Origin of the sequence: Pseudomonas sp. CFBP 8758 (assembly GCF_014841725.1) — a bacterium.
GTDB lineage: Bacteria > Pseudomonadota > Gammaproteobacteria > Pseudomonadales > Pseudomonadaceae > Aquipseudomonas > Aquipseudomonas baltica.
In genome coordinates this window covers 266,567-282,923 of the sequence record NZ_JACYUK010000005.1, presented here as the reverse complement: position 1 = coordinate 282,923, position 16,357 = coordinate 266,567, and the positions used below count along the sequence as shown (strand labels likewise).

At 63.6% G+C, this 16,357-nt stretch carries 16 protein-coding genes; 10 read left to right on the top strand and 6 right to left on the bottom strand.

Annotation, left to right across the window (positions count from 1 at the left end; genetic code table 11):
* Nucleotides 1-17: 17 nt before the first annotated feature.
* Nucleotides 18-692, top strand: coding sequence for a RadC family protein (gene radC / locus IFT75_RS13080; RefSeq protein WP_192050170.1), 675 nt, complete (start codon nucleotides 18-20; stop codon nucleotides 690-692).
* Between the two features lie 16 nt (nucleotides 693-708).
* On the opposite strand, the gene IFT75_RS13075 is transcribed toward radC, so the two are convergent.
* Nucleotides 709-2,298, bottom strand: a complete 1,590-nt coding sequence (locus IFT75_RS13075; RefSeq protein ID WP_192055124.1) for an ABC transporter substrate-binding protein — start codon at nucleotides 2,296-2,298, stop codon at nucleotides 709-711.
* 372 nt (nucleotides 2,299-2,670) lie between these two features.
* On the opposite strand from IFT75_RS13075, the gene rpmB reads away from it, so the two are divergent.
* Together rpmB and rpmG are read left to right on the top strand one after the other, a co-directional pair.
* Complete coding sequence (gene rpmB / locus IFT75_RS13070) at nucleotides 2,671-2,907, top strand: 50S ribosomal protein L28 (protein WP_122479958.1); 237 nt, start codon at nucleotides 2,671-2,673, stop codon at nucleotides 2,905-2,907.
* 12 nt (nucleotides 2,908-2,919) lie between these two features.
* Nucleotides 2,920-3,075, top strand: a complete 156-nt coding sequence (gene rpmG, locus IFT75_RS13065; protein ID WP_022960960.1) for a 50S ribosomal protein L33 — start codon at nucleotides 2,920-2,922, stop codon at nucleotides 3,073-3,075.
* Nucleotides 3,076-3,219: 144 nt separating this feature from the next.
* Here the strand turns inward: rpmG and IFT75_RS13060 are convergent, their stop codons facing one another.
* Nucleotides 3,220-3,582 (bottom strand): cupin domain-containing protein, encoded by a 363-nt coding sequence (locus IFT75_RS13060; RefSeq protein WP_122479957.1) that lies wholly within the window; start codon nucleotides 3,580-3,582, stop codon nucleotides 3,220-3,222.
* Between the two features lie 163 nt (nucleotides 3,583-3,745).
* On the opposite strand from IFT75_RS13060, the gene IFT75_RS13055 reads away from it, so the two are divergent.
* A complete protein-coding gene (locus IFT75_RS13055; protein ID WP_192055122.1) occupies nucleotides 3,746-5,239 on the top strand; it encodes an aldehyde dehydrogenase in 1,494 nt (497 codons plus the stop codon).
* A 24-nt stretch (nucleotides 5,240-5,263) separates the two neighbouring features.
* On the opposite strand, the gene IFT75_RS13050 is transcribed toward IFT75_RS13055, so the two are convergent.
* Nucleotides 5,264-6,826: a phospholipase D family protein gene (locus IFT75_RS13050; protein ID WP_192055121.1), complete on the bottom strand. Its 1,563-nt coding sequence runs from the start codon at nucleotides 6,824-6,826 to the stop codon at nucleotides 5,264-5,266.
* A gap of 43 nt (nucleotides 6,827-6,869) precedes the next feature.
* The gene (locus tag IFT75_RS13045) at nucleotides 6,870-8,309 is read right to left on the bottom strand and encodes an aminotransferase-like domain-containing protein (protein ID WP_192055119.1); all 1,440 of its coding nucleotides are present in this window, start codon (nucleotides 8,307-8,309) and stop codon (nucleotides 6,870-6,872) included.
* Between the two features lie 165 nt (nucleotides 8,310-8,474).
* On the opposite strand from IFT75_RS13045, the gene IFT75_RS13040 reads away from it, so the two are divergent.
* Nucleotides 8,475-8,711: a DUF1127 domain-containing protein gene (locus tag IFT75_RS13040; protein WP_122479953.1), complete on the top strand. Its 237-nt coding sequence runs from the start codon at nucleotides 8,475-8,477 to the stop codon at nucleotides 8,709-8,711.
* A 36-nt stretch (nucleotides 8,712-8,747) separates the two neighbouring features.
* Here IFT75_RS13040 and IFT75_RS13035 read toward each other — a convergent pair whose 3' ends face one another.
* Nucleotides 8,748-10,040 carry an NAD(P)/FAD-dependent oxidoreductase gene (locus IFT75_RS13035; protein ID WP_192055117.1) on the bottom strand — a complete coding sequence of 431 codons (1,293 nt, stop codon included), beginning with the start codon at nucleotides 10,038-10,040 and terminating at the stop codon, nucleotides 8,748-8,750.
* A gap of 110 nt (nucleotides 10,041-10,150) precedes the next feature.
* Between IFT75_RS13035 and IFT75_RS13030 the strand changes: the two genes are divergently transcribed.
* On the top strand, nucleotides 10,151-10,504 hold the full coding sequence (locus tag IFT75_RS13030) for a YkgJ family cysteine cluster protein (RefSeq protein WP_122479951.1): 354 nt from the start codon (nucleotides 10,151-10,153) through the stop codon (nucleotides 10,502-10,504).
* Nucleotides 10,505-10,516: 12 nt separating this feature from the next.
* Here the strand turns inward: IFT75_RS13030 and IFT75_RS13025 are convergent, their stop codons facing one another.
* On the bottom strand, nucleotides 10,517-11,005 hold the full coding sequence (locus tag IFT75_RS13025) for an Lrp/AsnC ligand binding domain-containing protein (protein ID WP_043192202.1): 489 nt from the start codon (nucleotides 11,003-11,005) through the stop codon (nucleotides 10,517-10,519).
* Between the two features lie 156 nt (nucleotides 11,006-11,161).
* On the opposite strand from IFT75_RS13025, the gene dadA reads away from it, so the two are divergent.
* From dadA to IFT75_RS13005, 4 genes are all read left to right on the top strand, one after another.
* On the top strand, nucleotides 11,162-12,463 hold the full coding sequence (gene dadA, locus IFT75_RS13020) for a D-amino acid dehydrogenase (protein ID WP_192055116.1): 1,302 nt from the start codon (nucleotides 11,162-11,164) through the stop codon (nucleotides 12,461-12,463).
* Between the two features lie 74 nt (nucleotides 12,464-12,537).
* Entirely contained in the window at nucleotides 12,538-13,605 is a 1,068-nt protein-coding gene (alr, locus tag IFT75_RS13015; protein ID WP_192055114.1) for an alanine racemase, read from the top strand.
* 138 nt (nucleotides 13,606-13,743) lie between these two features.
* Nucleotides 13,744-14,292, top strand: a complete 549-nt coding sequence (locus IFT75_RS13010) for a cupin domain-containing protein (protein WP_192055248.1) — start codon at nucleotides 13,744-13,746, stop codon at nucleotides 14,290-14,292.
* A gap of 11 nt (nucleotides 14,293-14,303) precedes the next feature.
* Complete coding sequence (locus IFT75_RS13005; RefSeq protein ID WP_192055112.1) at nucleotides 14,304-16,235, top strand: acetyl-CoA hydrolase/transferase family protein; 1,932 nt, start codon at nucleotides 14,304-14,306, stop codon at nucleotides 16,233-16,235.
* The last annotated feature ends 122 nt before the right edge of the window (nucleotides 16,236-16,357 follow it).

Genomic DNA, 16,357 nt, shown 5'->3' with positions numbered 1-16,357 from the left:
ACAGACAGGGAGTGGGGATGAGTATTCGCGATTGGCCCGAGGCCGAGCGGCCACGTGAGCGCCTGCTGGCGCATGGTCCGGGCAGTCTTTCCGATGGCGAGCTGCTGGCGATATTCCTGCGTACCGGCGTGGCCGGGCACAGCGCCGTGGACGTCGCGCGCAACCTGCTGATCCGCTTCGGCGGCCTGCGCGCCCTGCTCGAGGCCGACCAGAAAACCTTCAGCCAGCACTTCGGCATGGGGCCTGCCAAATACGCCCAGCTGCAGGCCTCCATCGAGATGAACCGCCGCTACATGGCCGAACGCCTGAACCGCGGACCGGCCATGGAAGATCCCGAGTCGGTGCGCCGCTACCTCAAGGCCAAGCTGCGCCATGAGCGCCAGGAAGTGTTCGGTTGCCTGTTCCTGGACACCAAGCACCAGCCGTTGGGTTTCGAGGTGCTGTTTCGCGGCACGATCGACAGTGCAGCGGTGTATCCGCGCGAAGTGGTCAAGCGAGCCATAGCCATGAACGCTGCGGCGCTGATCCTGACGCACAATCACCCTTCCGGAAACCCAACCCCGAGCCAGGCTGACCGCGCCCTGACTCTGCGCCTCAAGGAGTCACTGGCGTTGGTGGATGTCCGGGTGCTCGACCACATCATCATCGGCGAGGGAGAGCCGCTGTCGATGGTCGAGCACGGCTGGATGTAAGCAGCCTCGCCGCGTCCTATTTACCTACAGACACCTTGGAAAAGTCCTGCCGGCCGAACGGGCTGACGGCGTACCCCTCGACGCCCTTGCGGGCCAGCACGGCCGCCGTCGGGTGCGCCAGTGGCAGCCACAGCGCCTGCTGCTGGATCTGCGCCTGGGCCTGGTGATACAGCTTGCTGCGCTGGGCCTGGTCGGTGACGGCCTTGCCGTCACTGATCAGCTTGTCCAGGGTCTTGTCGCAATAGCGCGCGAAGTTTGTCCCGGACTGTACCGCCGCGCAGGAAAACTGCGGCGTCAGGAAGTTGTCCGGATCACCGTTGTCGCCAGCCCAGCCCATGAACAACAGGTCATGCTCACCGGCCTTGGCACGGCGGATCAGCTCGCCCCACTCGATCACGCGGATCTCGGCCTTGATGCCGACCTTGGCCAGGTCCGCCTGCAGCAGCTGCGCCCCCAGGCTGGGGTTGGGGTTGAGCAGGCTGCCCGATGGGCGGGTCCAGATGGTGGTGTTGAAGCCGTCCTTCAGGCCGGCCTTGGCCAGCAATTCACGCGCCTTGGCGGTGTCCTGCCGGTAACCCGGCAGGTCCCGCGCATAGCTCCAGGTATTGGGCGGGTAGGGCCCATTGGCCGCCTCCGCAGTGCCCTCGAACACGGCCTTGAGGTAGCTGTCCTTGTCGAACGCCAGGTTGATCGCCTGGCGCACTTCGGGCTTGTCCAGCGGCGGGTGCTGGCTGTTGATGGCCAGGAACGCGGTCATGAAGGCCTCGGTCTTGATCACCTGAAGGCTCTTGTCGTCGGCGGCTGCGGCAATGTCCAGCGGCTTAGGCGAGAGGGTCAGTTGGCACTCGTTGCGCCGCAGCTTCTGCAGGCGCACGTTGGCGTCCGGGGTGATGGCGAACAGCAGCGGGTCGACCGCAGGTTTGCCGGCGAAGTAGTCCGGGTTGGCCTTGTAGCGCACCACGGCGTCCTTCTCGAAGCGTACGAAGATGAACGGACCGCTGCCGATCGGCTGGCTGTTGAGTTTTTCCGGAGTACCGGCCTGCATCAGTTGCTCGGCGTATTGCGCCGAATAGATCGAGGCGAAGCCCATGCTCAAGGTCGCCAGGAACGTCGCATCGGGATGATCCAGGATAAACCGGACGGTCAGCGGATCAGGCGCCTCGATCTTCTTGATCAGCCCCGGCAGCTGCATCGACTGGGCGTGCGGAAAGCCACTCTGCGCGACCTTGTGCCAGGGGTTGGCCGGGTCGAGCATGCGCTGGAAGCTGAACAGCACGTCCTGCGCATTGAGCTCGCGGTCGGGCTTGAAGTACGAGGTGCCGTGGAACTTGACGCCGGGGTGCAGCTTGAACGTGTAGGTCAGGCCATCGGCCGATACGGCCCAGCTGTCCGCCAGGCTGGGAACGACCTTGCCGGCTTTGGCATCGAACTCCACCAGGCGGTTCATCAGCACGTCGGCCGACGCGTTGGTGGTGGTCAGTGAATTGTACTGGACCACGTCGAAGCCTTCGGGGCTGGCCTCGGTACAGACTGTCAGCGGCGCGGCATGAGCCAGCGCAGAGGCAAACAGGGGAGCAAGCAAGAACGGCAAAGTCGCAAGACGCATGGTGTGTTCCTTGGCGTGTCGAGGGCCCATCTGCCTATGCAGTCTGGAGAAAAGTCCTACCCTAGAGATGTCCGGCAGCGTTGACTATCCCTAAATCGTTTTTTTGCGCGACGAGTGGTCGTGCCGCAGCACGCCCGCCACTGCTGCGCGTGAGCCAGTAGCTGTGTTGCGCGACACATTGATTGTGCATCTGCAGTTGTTGCGCCCAAGGCTTTCTGGTATAAAGCAGCGCTCTTTTCTAGGGCCCTGTTCCTCTGCCTTTACGGTGAGGTGGGTAAGACCCTGAAGAAACGCGGCGCCGTGCGCCAAATGACTGAAAGATAAGCGGCCAACCCATGCCGGGTTGGGCATGTGGTTTTAGAGGGCTGAGGCATGTCGAGAGTCTGTCAAGTTACCGGTAAGGGTCCGGTGACTGGGAATAACATTTCCCACGCAAACAACAAAACCCGTCGTCGTTTCCTGCCGAACCTGCAGCATCACCGCTTCTGGGTTGAAGAAGAGAAACGTTTTGTGCGTCTGCGCGTATCCGCCAAGGGCATGCGTATCATCGACAAGCGTGGCATCACTGTCGTGCTGGCCGAAATCCGTCGCGATGGCGGCAAGGTTTAAGGGAGCTTTATCATGCGTGAATTGATTCGTTTGATCTCGAGCGCCGGTACTGGTCACTTCTACACTACCGACAAGAACAAGCGTACTACTCCGGACAAGATCGAGATCAAGAAATTTGATCCGGTTGTTCGCAAGCACGTGATGTACAAGGAAGGCAAAATCAAGTAATTGATTTTGGCGACCAGAAAAAGGCCCGTATCGAAAGATGCGGGCCTTTTTTTTGGTGTGAATTCTGGATCGCGGGGGTGCTTTCGCGGGTAGAACCCGCTCCCACAGGTGCACTCGCTCTTACAGGGGGTGTGTGGAGCAGCCTCAATCCTTGGCTTCGAACACCACGTAGATCTTGCGGCAGGCTTCCAGTACTTCCCAAGTGCCACTGAAACCGGCGGGGATCACGAAGCGGTCGCCGGCGCGCAGCGTCTTGCCGTTGCCCTGGCTGTCGCGCAACACGGAGACGCCCTGCACGATTTCGCAGTATTCATGCTCGGTATAGTTGACCGTCCATTGCCCTACCTGGCCTTCCCATACTCCAGCGTTCATCTGCCCGCAGGGGCTCTGGTAGTGGTTGAACAGTGTCTGTTCGGGGTCGCCGCCAAGGATCTTCTCGGGCGCAGGCCGGTAGCGTTCCGGGGCGACGCTGTGTTGAGCAAAATCGACGATGCTGGTGATGTTCATGCAGGAAACCCCTCGCTTGTTGGATAAAACGCACATCCGTGGGCCTCTGTGCGCCAAGTGTCAAATATATTGAAAAGCGTCACACCGGTGGTTTAGGGTGGTTCGATGTCACCCCGTCCAGCCTTGCACGGCCGGGCTTTGCATTCAATCACAGGAGATCCGTATGACCACTCTGACTCGCGCTGACTGGGAACAACGTGCCCAGCAGCTGAAGATCGAAGGGCGCGCGTTCATCGACGGCGAATACACCGACGCCGTGTCGGGCCAGACCTTCGAATGCGTAAGCCCCGTCGATGGCCGGCTGTTGGCCCAGGTAGCCAGCTGCGACGCTGCCGATGCCCAGCGAGCGGTCGAGAATGCCCGCGCCACGTTCGACTCCGGCGTCTGGGCCAAGGTGGCGCCGGCCAAGCGCAAGGCCACCCTGATTCGTTTCGCCAGCCTCCTGCGGGAAAATGCCGAAGAGCTCGCGCTTCTGGAAACATTGGACATGGGCAAGCCGATCAGCGATTCGCTGAACATCGACGTGCCTGGTTCGGCCAATGCCCTGGCCTGGAGCGGCGAGGCAATCGACAAGGTCTACGACGAAGTCGCCCCGACCCCGCACGATCAGCTCGGCCTGGTCACCCGCGAAGCCGTGGGCGTGGTCGCCGCAGTGGTGCCGTGGAACTTCCCGCTGATGATGGCCTGCTGGAAGCTGGGGCCGGCCCTGGCCACGGGCAACTCGGTGATTCTCAAGCCTTCGGAAAAATCTCCGCTGACGGCCATTCGCATCGCCCAGCTGGCAATCGAGGCGGGCATTCCCAAAGGCGTGCTCAACGTGCTCCCGGGCCACGGCCACACGGTGGGCAAGGCGCTGGCCCTGCACATGGACGTGGACACCGTGGTGTTCACCGGCTCGACCAGGATCGCCAAGCAACTGATGATCTACGCTGGCGAGTCGAACATGAAGCGTGTCTGGCTGGAAGCAGGTGGCAAGAGCCCCAACATCGTGTTCGCCGATGCGCCGGACCTGCAGGCCGCGGCCGATTCGGCGGCCAGTGCCATTGCCTTCAACCAGGGCGAAGTCTGTACGGCCGGTTCGCGCCTGCTGGTGGAACGTTCGGTCAAGGAGCGCTTTCTGCCGATGGTGGTCGAGGCGCTCAAGGGTTGGAAACCCGGCAACCCGCTGGACCCGGCGACCAACGTCGGTGCGCTGGTGGACACCCAGCAGATGAACACCGTGCTGTCGTACATTGCGGCCGGTCAGGAAGGCGGCGCAACGCTGCTGGTGGGCGGCAAGCGCATCCTCGAGGAAACCGGCGGCACTTACGTAGAACCGACCATTTTCGATGGCGTGACCAATGCCATGAAGATCGCCCAGGAAGAGATTTTCGGGCCGGTATTGTCGGTGCTTACCTTCGATACTGCCGAGGAGGCCGTGCGCATCGCCAACGACAGCGCCTATGGCCTGGCCGCCGCGGTATGGACGGCGGACATCTCCAAGGCGCACCTGACGGCCAAGGCGTTGCGTGCCGGCAGCGTGTGGGTCAATCAGTACGATGGTGGCGACATGACCGCGCCGTTCGGTGGTTTCAAGCAGTCGGGCAACGGCCGTGACAAGTCGCTGCACGCGTTCGACAAATACACCGAATTGAAGGCCACCTGGATCAAGCTCTGATCCATCGCCAGGGGGGCTGGGGAATCAAAGCATCTTTTCCAGCCCCACTGCCTCGCTGAACCATGCGTTCAGCCTTCGCCACCAGTCACCCGGTTCGCGATGCAGGGTATGCATCTGCTGGTGGTCCTCGGTATCCCAAACCACTTGGCCATTTTCCAGGCGCACCTGGTAGCTGCGCGCAGGCGACATGCCCTCACGGGCCAGGTGGCGCATCTGCGCTGCCAGTTCCGGGCTGTCGACCAGCACTCCGACCTCGGTATTCCACAGCACCGAACGCGGATCGAAATTGAACGAGCCGATGAAGGATTTGCGCGCATCGAAGATCATCGCCTTGCTGTGCAGGCTGGAATCGGAACTGCCGGTGAAACTCAGGGACACGTCGCCATCGTCACCTGGCTGGCGACGCAGTTCGAACAGCTTCACGCCATGTTCGAGCAACGCCTTGCGGTAGGGCACGTACCCGCCGTGTACTGCGGGTACATCGGTGGCTTCCAGTGAGTTGGTCAGCAGGCTGACGTCGACCCCGGCGTCGGCGCGCCCGGTGAGGTAGTCGCGGCCAGCCTCGCCCGGTACAAAATAGGCAGAGATCAACATCAGTTCATGCTTGACCCGGGTCAGCTCAGGCGCGAGCTGGGTGGTCAGCAGCAGGTGCGGATCGGGCTCGCCGCGGGCCAGCACCTTGATTGGCGCATCCCACAGCGCCTGGCCCCAGGCCCAGATCAGTTGCTGCCGCCAGATGTCCATCTGTGGCGCGCTCTGATAGGTCATCAGGCGTTCGTAGAGAACATGGTGCTGGCGTCTGGATTCAAGCAGCGACTGCTCCAGGCGCACGCGCGTGGATGCCAGGTGCCTGGCCGTGGGAACGGTGAACAGAAAGTTGGCGATCGGCTGGCTCAGCGCACTGTTCCAGTACTGATCGAAGCTGTAGCCCAGTTGCTGGGCCACCGGCCCGAAGCCGAGCAGGTCGATGTCGGTGAAGTTCATGTCCGGCTCGGCGTCGAAGTATTCGTCGCCCAGATTGCGTCCGCCGACGATAGCCACGCTGTTGTCGGCCAGCCACAGCTTGTTGTGCATGCGCCGGTGCTGCCGAGACAGTTGCAGCAGGCGGCCCACCGCGCGCGTGGCGCCGGTCGAGCGACCCAGGTGGGTGGGGTTGAACAGGCGGATCTGGATGTTGTGATGCGCGGCCAGGGTGGCGATGGTCTTGTCCAGCCCATCACTGGTGGTGTCGTCCAGCAGGATGCGTACGCGCACGCCGCGGTCGGCGGCCTTGAGCAGTTCGTCGACCAGGGCGCGGGTGCTGAAACCGTCGTGGACAATGTAGTACTGCAGGTCGAGGCTGACCTGGGCATTGCGGATCAGCTCGGCACGTGCGCGAAAGGCCTCGTCACTGCTCGACAGCAGGCGGAAGCCCGATTGGCCATGATGGGCCTGCACCTGGGCCTGCACCGACCTGCCGAAGGCCGATTGTTCGGCCGGTAACATTTCGCTGTAGTCCCGCGGCGCGTTCACGCTGGCGCAGCCTTGCAGGGCCAGGATCAAGGTCAACAGCAGCGGTAACAGCCTGGGGCAGGGCAAAGCGATCATCCTTGGCAGAGGGGGAGGCGTGCAGTTCGACCCTGGCAGGCCGTCAAAGGTCGGCATCGGGGTGTGGATTTTCCACCAGCAGTTGCCGTGCGCAGCTGCCCACCGCGCGCACCGCGGCCTCTATCTGCGGCGTGGGCTTGCTGGCGAAGTTCATGCGCAGGCAATTACGGTATTTGCCCGACGCCGAAAAAATGCTGCCCACCGCGATCTGCACCCCCTGGTCGAGCAGCAGGCGGTTGAGCTTGAGGGTATCGAAGCCGTCGGGCAATTCGACCCACAGCATGAACCCGCCTTGCGGGCGGCTGCAGCGGGTGCCGGCGGGAAAGTAACGAGTGACCCAGTCGATCATCAGGTCGCGGCTGCGCTGATACTGGGTGCGCATGCGCCGCAGATGCGGTTCGTAGTGGCCGCCCTTGATGAACTCGGCGATGGCCAGCTGCGGCTGTGTCGATGTCGACCCGGTGCCGATGTACTTCATGTGCAGCACCCGTTCCAGGTAGCGGCCCGGGGCAACGAAACCGATCCGCAGACCCGGCGCCAGGGTCTTGGAGAACGAACTGCACAACAGCACTCGGCCGTCTTCGTCGAACGACTTGATCGTGCGCGGACGTGGGTAGCTGAAGGCCAGGTCGCCATACACATCGTCCTCGATGATCGCCACGTCGAAGCGCTGGGCGAGCGTCAGCAGCGCGCGCTTGCGGGCTTCGGGCATGACGTAGCCCAATGGGTTGTTGCAGTTGGGCGTCAGCTGTATGGCCTTGATCGGCCACTGTTCCAATGCCAGCTCAAGTGCCTGCAGGCTGATGCCGGTCAGCGGGTCCGTGGGGATTTCCAGGGCCTTCATGCCCAGGCCCTTGAGCGTCTGCATGGCGCCGAAGAAGCTCGGCGAGTCCACGGCGACGATATCGCCGGGTTCGCAGATGGCGCGCACGCTGGCCGACAGCGCCTCGTGGCAGCCAGTGGTGACCACCAGTTCGCCAATGCTCAACTGGCAACCGGCGTCCACCAGCAACCGGGCGATCTGCTCGCGCAAGGCCTGGGTGCCATACAGCGAATCGTAGTACAGGCCTGGCATGGCTTGGTGTCGGCTCAGGCGGGCCAGCTCGCGCAGCAGGGGGCGCAGGGTCGGGCTGCTGACATCGGGCATGCCGCGGCCCAGCTGCACCACATCATCACGCGGCGCGGCGCGCATCAGTTCGACAACCTGGTCCCACTGCGAGATTTCCACCGGACGCTGCATGGGCCGGCCTACCGCTGGCAGCGCCGGCAGCTCACGGACGGTGGGCACGAAATAACCGGATTTGGGCCGCGGTGCCGCCAAGCCGTGGTCTTCGAGCTGGCGATAGGCTTGCTGCACGGTGCTCAGGCTGACGCCGTGCTCGATGCTAAGGGCGCGCACCGAGGGCAGTCGATCGCCGGGGCGATAGAGGCCCTGTTCGATGCGCTGAGTGAGCAGCTGGGCGAGGTTCATGTACAGGGTCATAGGGTCGCTCGCGCGGGTAACCATACAGATGCGCCCAAAATACAGCATTCAGACCGGTAGGTCAGCTGGCTGTATGGAAAACATAAGCCCTTTTTGAATCTGTATGAGATGCCCTCGGCTGCGGCACCATGGCCTTGCTGTCCAAACACTTCAAGGAGAACGGCCATGAACGGCTTGACCGATGTACGTCTGCTGCTGCGCACCGAAGAATTGCTGGAAGAGCCGAGGCTGCGCCCCTGCGCCGAGCGCGCACCGGCAGACCTGGGACGTTGGGCGCTGATGCTGCATCGCCTGCGCACACGGCCAGCCTTGCTGGAACTGGACAAGGACCAGTTGCGCGATATCGGCCTGGATGCGCAGCAGGCGCGTAGCGAAGGCTTGAAGCCGTTCTGGCGCCTGTAGTCGTGCGAGTTCCTGGCGGCTGCAGCGTTCGCAGCGCTAGCCCAGTTCCTTGAACCGGTGCCAGAGCATGCCCAGCGCCAGCAGCGGCGAGCGCAGGTGGCGACCGCCGGGAAAGGTCATGTGCGGCACCTTGGCGAACAGGTCGAAACCACGGCTGGCCTGGCCGCTGATGGCCTCGCCAAGCAGCTTGCCGGCCAGGTGGGTAACGTTCAGGCCGTGCCCGGAGTAAGCCTGGGCATAGAACACGTTGGGCTGTTCCTTGAGCCGGCCGAGCTGCGGCAAACGGTTGGCGCCGATGCCGATCATGCCGCCCCACTGATAGTCGATGCGCACATCCGCCAGTTGCGGGAACACCTCGAGCATCTTGGGCCGCATGTACTGGGCGATATCCTTCGGATCACGCCCTGAATAGTGACAGGCACCGCCGAACAGCAAGCGCCGATCGGCAGACAATCGGTAGTAGTCGACCGTCACGCGCTGGTCGCACACCGCCGTGTTGCGCGGCAGCAACTGCCGCGCCTGCTCGGCATCCAGCGGCTCGGTGGCGATGATATAGCTGCCTGCAGGCAGCACCTTGCCGCTCAGCTGTGGGTTGAGATCGTTCAGGTAGGCATTGCAGCCCAGCACCAGGTAGCGTGCCCGTACCTGGCCCTGAGCGCTGTGCACGCGCACCTGCGGGCCATACTCGATGCGTGTCACCCGCGAGTGCTCGAAAAGCTGCACGCCGAGCTGCCGCGCCACCTCGGCTTCACCCAAGGCCAGGTTCAGCGGATGCAGGTGGCCGGAGCCCATGTCGACCAGGCCGCCGTGATAGCGATCCGACCCGACCACGCTGCGCATGTCCTGCGCTTCGACGATCTGCAACTCATGCGCGTAGCCCAGGCTGCGCAGCGCCTCGGCTTCTTCCATGAAGCCCTGCAACTGGGCCGGTTTGTTGGCCAGGTCACAGTAGCCCCAGGTCAGATCGCACTCAATACGATGCTGGTCGATGCGCCGGCGCACGATTTCGACCGCTTCCAGCCCCATCAGGGTCAGGTCGCGCACACCGTCGTCGCCGATGACCTTGCGGAACTGCTCCAGGCCGTGGCCGACCCCACGAATCAATTGCCCGCCGTTGCGCCCACTGGCGCCCCAGCCGATCTGGTGGGCTTCGAGCAGCGCGACGCTGAGCCCGCGCTGAGCCAGCTCGATCGCGGTATTGAGCCCGGAGAAACCGCCGCCCACCACGCAGACGTCGACGCTGACCTCACCCAGCAGGGGCGGGTATACCGGCTGCCGGTGCAGGCTGGCGGCGTAGTACGAAGCGGCGTGCTCGGCGTGAGCATTCATGGATAGGGTCCTGATGGCAGTGTGTGGAAAACCTGACGCAGCATAAGCCGGGGTTTCCCATGGCGGCAACCGCGCGGCACAATGGCGCCTTGCCCACCAGGTGACCCGTCATGAGCTGCAACAGCCACAAGCTCCGCTTTCTTCGCGAGCAGATTCCCTCGTTCGAATGCGTGCCGGGCTGCCACGACTGCTGCGGTCCGGTGACCACATCGTCCGAGGAAATGGCCCGGCTGCCGCGCAAGACGGCCGCCGAGCAGGAGGCCGCGATGGCCCGCCTCGACTGTGTGCACCTGGGGCCGCAGGGATGCACGGTGTACGAGGAGCGCCCGCTGATCTGCCGGCTGTTCGGGACCACGCCGACATTGCCGTGCCCCAACGGACGGCGCCCCACCGAGCTGATCGACCCTGCCGTGGAACATCAGGTGCACAAGTTGATCGCCAGTACGCGTCAGGTGCTGGTCTGAAGCGTCTGTGGGTCAGTCCGGCACCGGCAGGTTCAGGCTCTCCTTCACTTCTTCCATGACGATGTAGCTCTTGGATTCGCGCACGTGGGGCAGTTTCAGCAGGATATCGCCCAGTAGCTTGCGGTAGGACGCCATCTCCGAGATACGTGCCTTGACCAGGTAGTCGAAGTCACCCGACACCAGATGGCATTCCAGTACATGGGGCAGCTTGAGCACGGCGCGGCGAAATTCTTCGAAGGTGTCGCCCGACTTGTAGTCCAGGCTGATCTCGACGAACACCAGCAGGCTGCCGCGCAGATGCTGCGGATTGAGCCGGGCGTAATAGCCCATGATGATGCCTTCGCGCTCCAGGCGGCGGACTCGCTCGGTGCACGGTGTGGTCGACAGGCCGACCTTCTCGCCCAGTTCAGTGAACGACATGCGCCCGTCGGCCTGCAGGATGCGCAGGATGTTGCGGTCGATCTTGTCGAGTTCGCGTTTGCTCTGGTGCTGGGTACGCACAGGCGATGCCCCTCCGTTAAAGCGCTGATGGCCGAGAATTGTCGCCAAATATAGCCTTGCATACAGTGAAAAGCACTGGCTGGACCTTTTTATACTGCCCACATCTTCGGACCTAACATCTTACGTCAGCGGATTTCCGCGATGAGGGCGACACACATGCGCGTTCTGGTACTCGGTAGTGGTGTGATCGGCACCGTCAGTGCCTATTATCTGGCTCGGCAAGGCATGGATGTGACCGTGGTCGATCGCCAGCCGGCCGTCGCCATGGAAACCAGCTTCGCCAATGCCGGGCAGGTATCGCCGGGCTATGCCTCGCCCTGGGCGGCGCCGGGTGTGCCGCTCAAGGCGATCAAATGGCTGCTGGAACGTCATTCACCGCTGGCGATCAAGTTGACCGGCGATGTCGACCAGTACCTGTGGATGGCGCAGATGCTGCGCAACTGCACCGCCAGCCGCTATGCGGTGAACAAGGAGCGCATGGTGCGCCTGTCCGAGTACAGCCGCGACTGCCTCGACGAGCTGCGCGCGGAAACCGGCATCGCCTACGAAGGCCGCACCTTGGGCACCACTCAGCTGTTCCGTACCCAGGCGCAACTGGACAACGCGGCCAAGGACATCGCCGTGCTGGAACAGTCCGGCGTGCCCTACGAATTGCTCGACCGCGAGGGCATTGCCCGCGTCGAGCCGGCCCTGGCATCGGTGACCGGCATTCTGGCCGGCGCCCTGCGCCTGCCCAACGACCAGACCGGCGATTGCCAGATGTTCACCACCCGCCTGGCGCAGATGGCCAAGGATCTGGGTGTGCAGTTCCGCTTCGGCCAGGCCATCGAGCGCCTGGATTTCGCCGGTGACCGCATCAACGGTGTATGGATCGACGGCAAGCTGGAAACCGCCGACCGCTACGTGCTGGCACTGGGCAGCTATTCGCCGCAGTTGCTCAAGCCATTGGGCATCAAGGCGCCGGTCTACCCGCTCAAGGGCTATTCGCTGACCGTGCCGATCATCAACCCGGCGATGGCGCCGACCTCGACCATTCTCGACGAGAGCTACAAGGTCGCGATCACCCGTTTCGACAACCGTATCCGCGTGGGCGGGATGGCCGAAATCGCCGGCTTCGACCTGAGCCTGAACCCACGTCGCCGCGAGACCCTGGAAATGATCGTCAATGACCTGTACCCGCAGGGCGGCGATCTGGCCCAGGCCAGTTTCTGGACCGGGCTGCGGCCTACCACCCCCGACGGTACGCCGATCGTCGGTGCCACACCGTTCAAGAACCTGTTTCTCAACACCGGTCACGGCACCCTGGGCTGGACCATGGCGTGCGGCTCGGGGCGCTTGCTTGCCGACCTGATCGCGCGTAAAACGCCGCAGATCAGCGCTGCCGGTCTCGACATATCGCGCTACGGCCAGCCGCATGACACGGTTCGCCGAGGCCAGTCAGCGCCGGCGCACTCGTAAGTTTCACACCTGCTCCTCGCCCGGTTCGGTATACAACCGGGCGACTTCGTCAACTTTTGCACAAGAAGCCCGCCATGCGTCCAGCTCGCGCCTCGATCGACCTTTCGGCCCTGCGCCACAACTATCGCCTGGCGCGTGAAATGAGCGGGGCCAAGGCACTGGCAGTGGTCAAGGCCGACGCCTACGGTCACGGGGCAGTGCGCTGCGCGCAGGCGTTGGAGGGCGAAGCGGACGGGTTCGCCGTGGCCTGCATCGAGGAAGCCCTGCAACTGCGCGCGGCTGGCATCGAGGCACCGGTGTTGCTGCTCGAAGGTTTTTTCGAAGCCAGCGAATTGCCCCTCATCACCGAGCATGGGCTGTGGTGCGTGGTGCACTCGCTGTGGCAGCTCGAAGCCATCGAGCAGGCGCGGTTGAGCCAGCCGCTGCAGGTCTGGCTCAAGCTCGACTCGGGCATGCACCGCGTGGGCCTGCACCCCAAGGATTACCAGAGCGCCTATCAGCGCCTGCTGGCCAGCGGCAAGGTGGCCAAGATCGTGCTGATGAGCCATTTCGCCCGCGCCGATGAACTGGACTGCCCGAGCAGTACCGAGCAATTGGCGGTATTCGACACGGCGCGCCAAGGCCTGTCAGCCGAAGTCAGCCTGCGCAATTCCCCGGCCGTGCTTGGCTGGCCGCAGATCCCCAGCGACTGGGTGCGTCCGGGCATCATGCTTTACGGTGCCACACCGTTCGAAACCGCCACGCCTGCCAGCGCCGCTCTGCAGCCGGTGATGACCCTGCAATCCAAGGTCATCAGCGTGCGTGAGCTGCCTGCCGGGGAGGCCGTGGGCTACGGTGCGCGCTTCGTCACCCAGCGGCCGAGCCGAATCGGCGTGGTGGCCATGGGTTATGCCGATGGCTACCCGCGCCTGGCACCCAACGGGACGCCGGTGCTGGTCGACGGCGTACGCACCGGGTTGGCAGGGCGGGTGTCGATGGACATGCTCAATGTCGACCTGACCGATGTGCCCCATGCCGGCGTCGGCAGCACGGTCGAACTGTGGGGCAAGCAGGTGCTGGCCAGCGACGTGGCCCATGCCGCCGGAACCATCGCCTACCAGATCTTCTGCAACCTGCGCCGGGTGCCTCTGCAGTACCTCTAGCGCAACCGCTGGCGCCACGGCCGGGGCGCGTTGCGCCCATGTGCCGCGGCGGCGCCTGCCAATGTGTTGTAAATCCCGAACGCTGTTGCCATGATACCGGCCATCATGAACTGCACAGCATTCCAGGAGGCTTACGCATTGGACGTCGGCGAACGACTGCAAGCCATTCGCAAACTCAAGGGTTTGTCCCAGCGTGAACTCGCCAAACGGGCGGGCGTCACCAACAGCACCATTTCCATGATCGAGAAGAACAGCGTGAGCCCCTCGATCAGCTCGCTGCGCAAGGTGCTGGGCGGGATCCCGATGTCCATGGTCGAGTTCTTTTCCGAAGAGCTGCAGGCCGAACGGCCAACCCAGGTGGTCTACAAGGCCAGTGAGCTGATCGATATCTCCGACGGCGCGGTCACCATGAAGCTGGTGGGCAAGGCCCATCCAAGCCGGGCCATTGCCTTTCTCAGCGAGGTCTATCCACCCGGCGCCGACACGGGCATGGAAATGCTCATGCATCAGGGCGAGGAGACCGGCATCCTGGTGGAAGGGCGCCTGGAACTGGTGGTCGGCCAGGACACCTACGTGCTGGAAGAGGGCGACAGCTACTATTTCGAAAGCAGCAAGCCGCATCGCTTCCGCAATCCGTTCGATACGCCGGCACGCCTTATCAGCGCCGCCACACCGGCCAATTTCTAGGGAGCCTGTGCATGGTCCAGCGATGTTCCATCGAGGCAGCCGTGGACCAGGTGCTCGAACGACTGCCTGCCCACATTCACATGGGCATGCCGTTGGGCCTGGGCAAACCCAACCGCTTCGTCAACGCGCTGTATGCCCGGATCAAGAGCCTTCCCCATCGACGCCTGACGATCTATACCGCACTGGTGCTGGGCCGGCCACCCTTGGGCGACGGTTTGCAGAAGCGCTTGCTCGAACCTTTCGTGGAGCGCGTTTTCGGTGATTATCCCGAGTTCGAGTTTCTCGCCGACCTGCGCCGTGACGAGCTGCCCGCAAACGTCAGCGTGCAGCAATTCTTCATGCAGCCGGGCAGTTTGTTGAGCAGCACGACGGCGCAGCAGAGCTATATCAGCAGCAACTACAGCCACGCCGCTCGCGACATCAATGCCAAGGGGCTGAACCTAGTAGCGCAACTGGTCAGCCAGCACCCCGAGCAGGCCGGTCGCCTGAGCCTGAGCTGCAATCCGGACATCACTCTGGACCTGCTGCCGATGATCGAAAAGCGTCGCGCTGCCGGCGAGACCATCCTGGTGCTGGGCCAGATCCACGAGGCATTGCCGTTCATGCCGGGCAGTGCCGAAATCGACAGCGCGGCCTTTGACCTGCTGGTCGATACCGCAGAGCGCTCGACGCTGTTCTCGACGCCGAACATGCCGGTCGGCCTGCAGGATCACTTCATCGGTCTGCACGCCAGCACCCTGGTGCGCGACGGCGGCACCCTGCAGATCGGCATCGGTGCAATGGGCGATGCGCTGAGCGCTGCCTTGCTCGCGCGCCAGGCGGACAACGGCGGCTACCGGGCGCTGCTCGCTGAGCTCGATCTGTCGCCCTGGCAGGCCTTGATCCAGGCCGAAGGTGGGGTGGAGCCTTTTGCTACCGGCCTGTACGGTTGCAGCGAGATGTTCGTCAACGGCCTGCTGGCCCTGGCCGAAGCAGGCGTGATACGCCGCAAGGTGTATCCCGACGTGGCTCGCCAGGCGGCGGCCAACGCCGGTGTGCTGCACGCCGACGAGGACCGGGACGGAGTGGTGGTGCACGGCGGTTTCTTCCTCGGGCCGAACAGTTTCTATGAGCGCTTGCGCGAGCTGCCCCCGGCCAGCCTTGCGCAGTTCGACATGACCGCGATCAGCTACATCAACGAGTTGTACGGCGACGAGCAGCTCAAGCGTCTGCAGCGGCGCGATGCGCGCTTCATCAACACCGTGTTCACGGCCACGGTCATGGGTGCGGCGGTGTCGGACCAGCTCGAAGACGGTCGGGTCATCAGTGGGGTCGGCGGGCAATACAACTTCGTCGTGCAGGGGCATGCCCTGGAAGGCGCGCGTTCGGTGCTGATCCTGCGCAGTTGGCGCGAGTCGGCGGGGGTGATCAGTTCCAATGTGCTGTGGGACTACGGCCATTGCACGATTCCACGGCACCTGCGCGACATCGTCGTGACCGAGTACGGCATCGCCGACTTGCGTGGGCGTACCGACGCCGAGGTGATCGAGGCGATGATCAACATCAGCGATTCGCGCTTTCAGCCCAGCCTGATCGACGAGGCCCAGCGTGCCGGCAAGTTGAGCCGGGATTTCGTGCTCGATCCGCGCTTCGCGAACAACACCAGCGAGCGTCTGCAGGCGATTCGCGAGCGGCATGCTCCACTGTTTCCGGAGTATCCGCTGGGGTGTGACTTCACCGATGAGGAAAAGGACCTGCTGCGGGCGCTGAACTGGCTCAAGAGCAAGTTCAAGCTCAGCGAAATGCTCGAGCTGGGCAAGGCGGCGCTCGAAGCGCCCCCGGCCAACCGCTACCCGCTGCACCTGCAGCGCATGGCGCTGGACCAGCCGCAGGGTTTGCGCGAAGAGCTTTACCAGCGTTTGGTACTGGCCGCCCTGCAGGAGACCGAAACCCCGGTGTTCTAGGCGCTACACCGCGTGGCTCCCTTCGCGGCCGATGACCGCTCCTACGCAGGCCAATGATGCCAGCCATGGCGGTCATGGGCCGCTCCTACGCAGGCCGATGATGCTCGCCGTAGGAGCGGTCA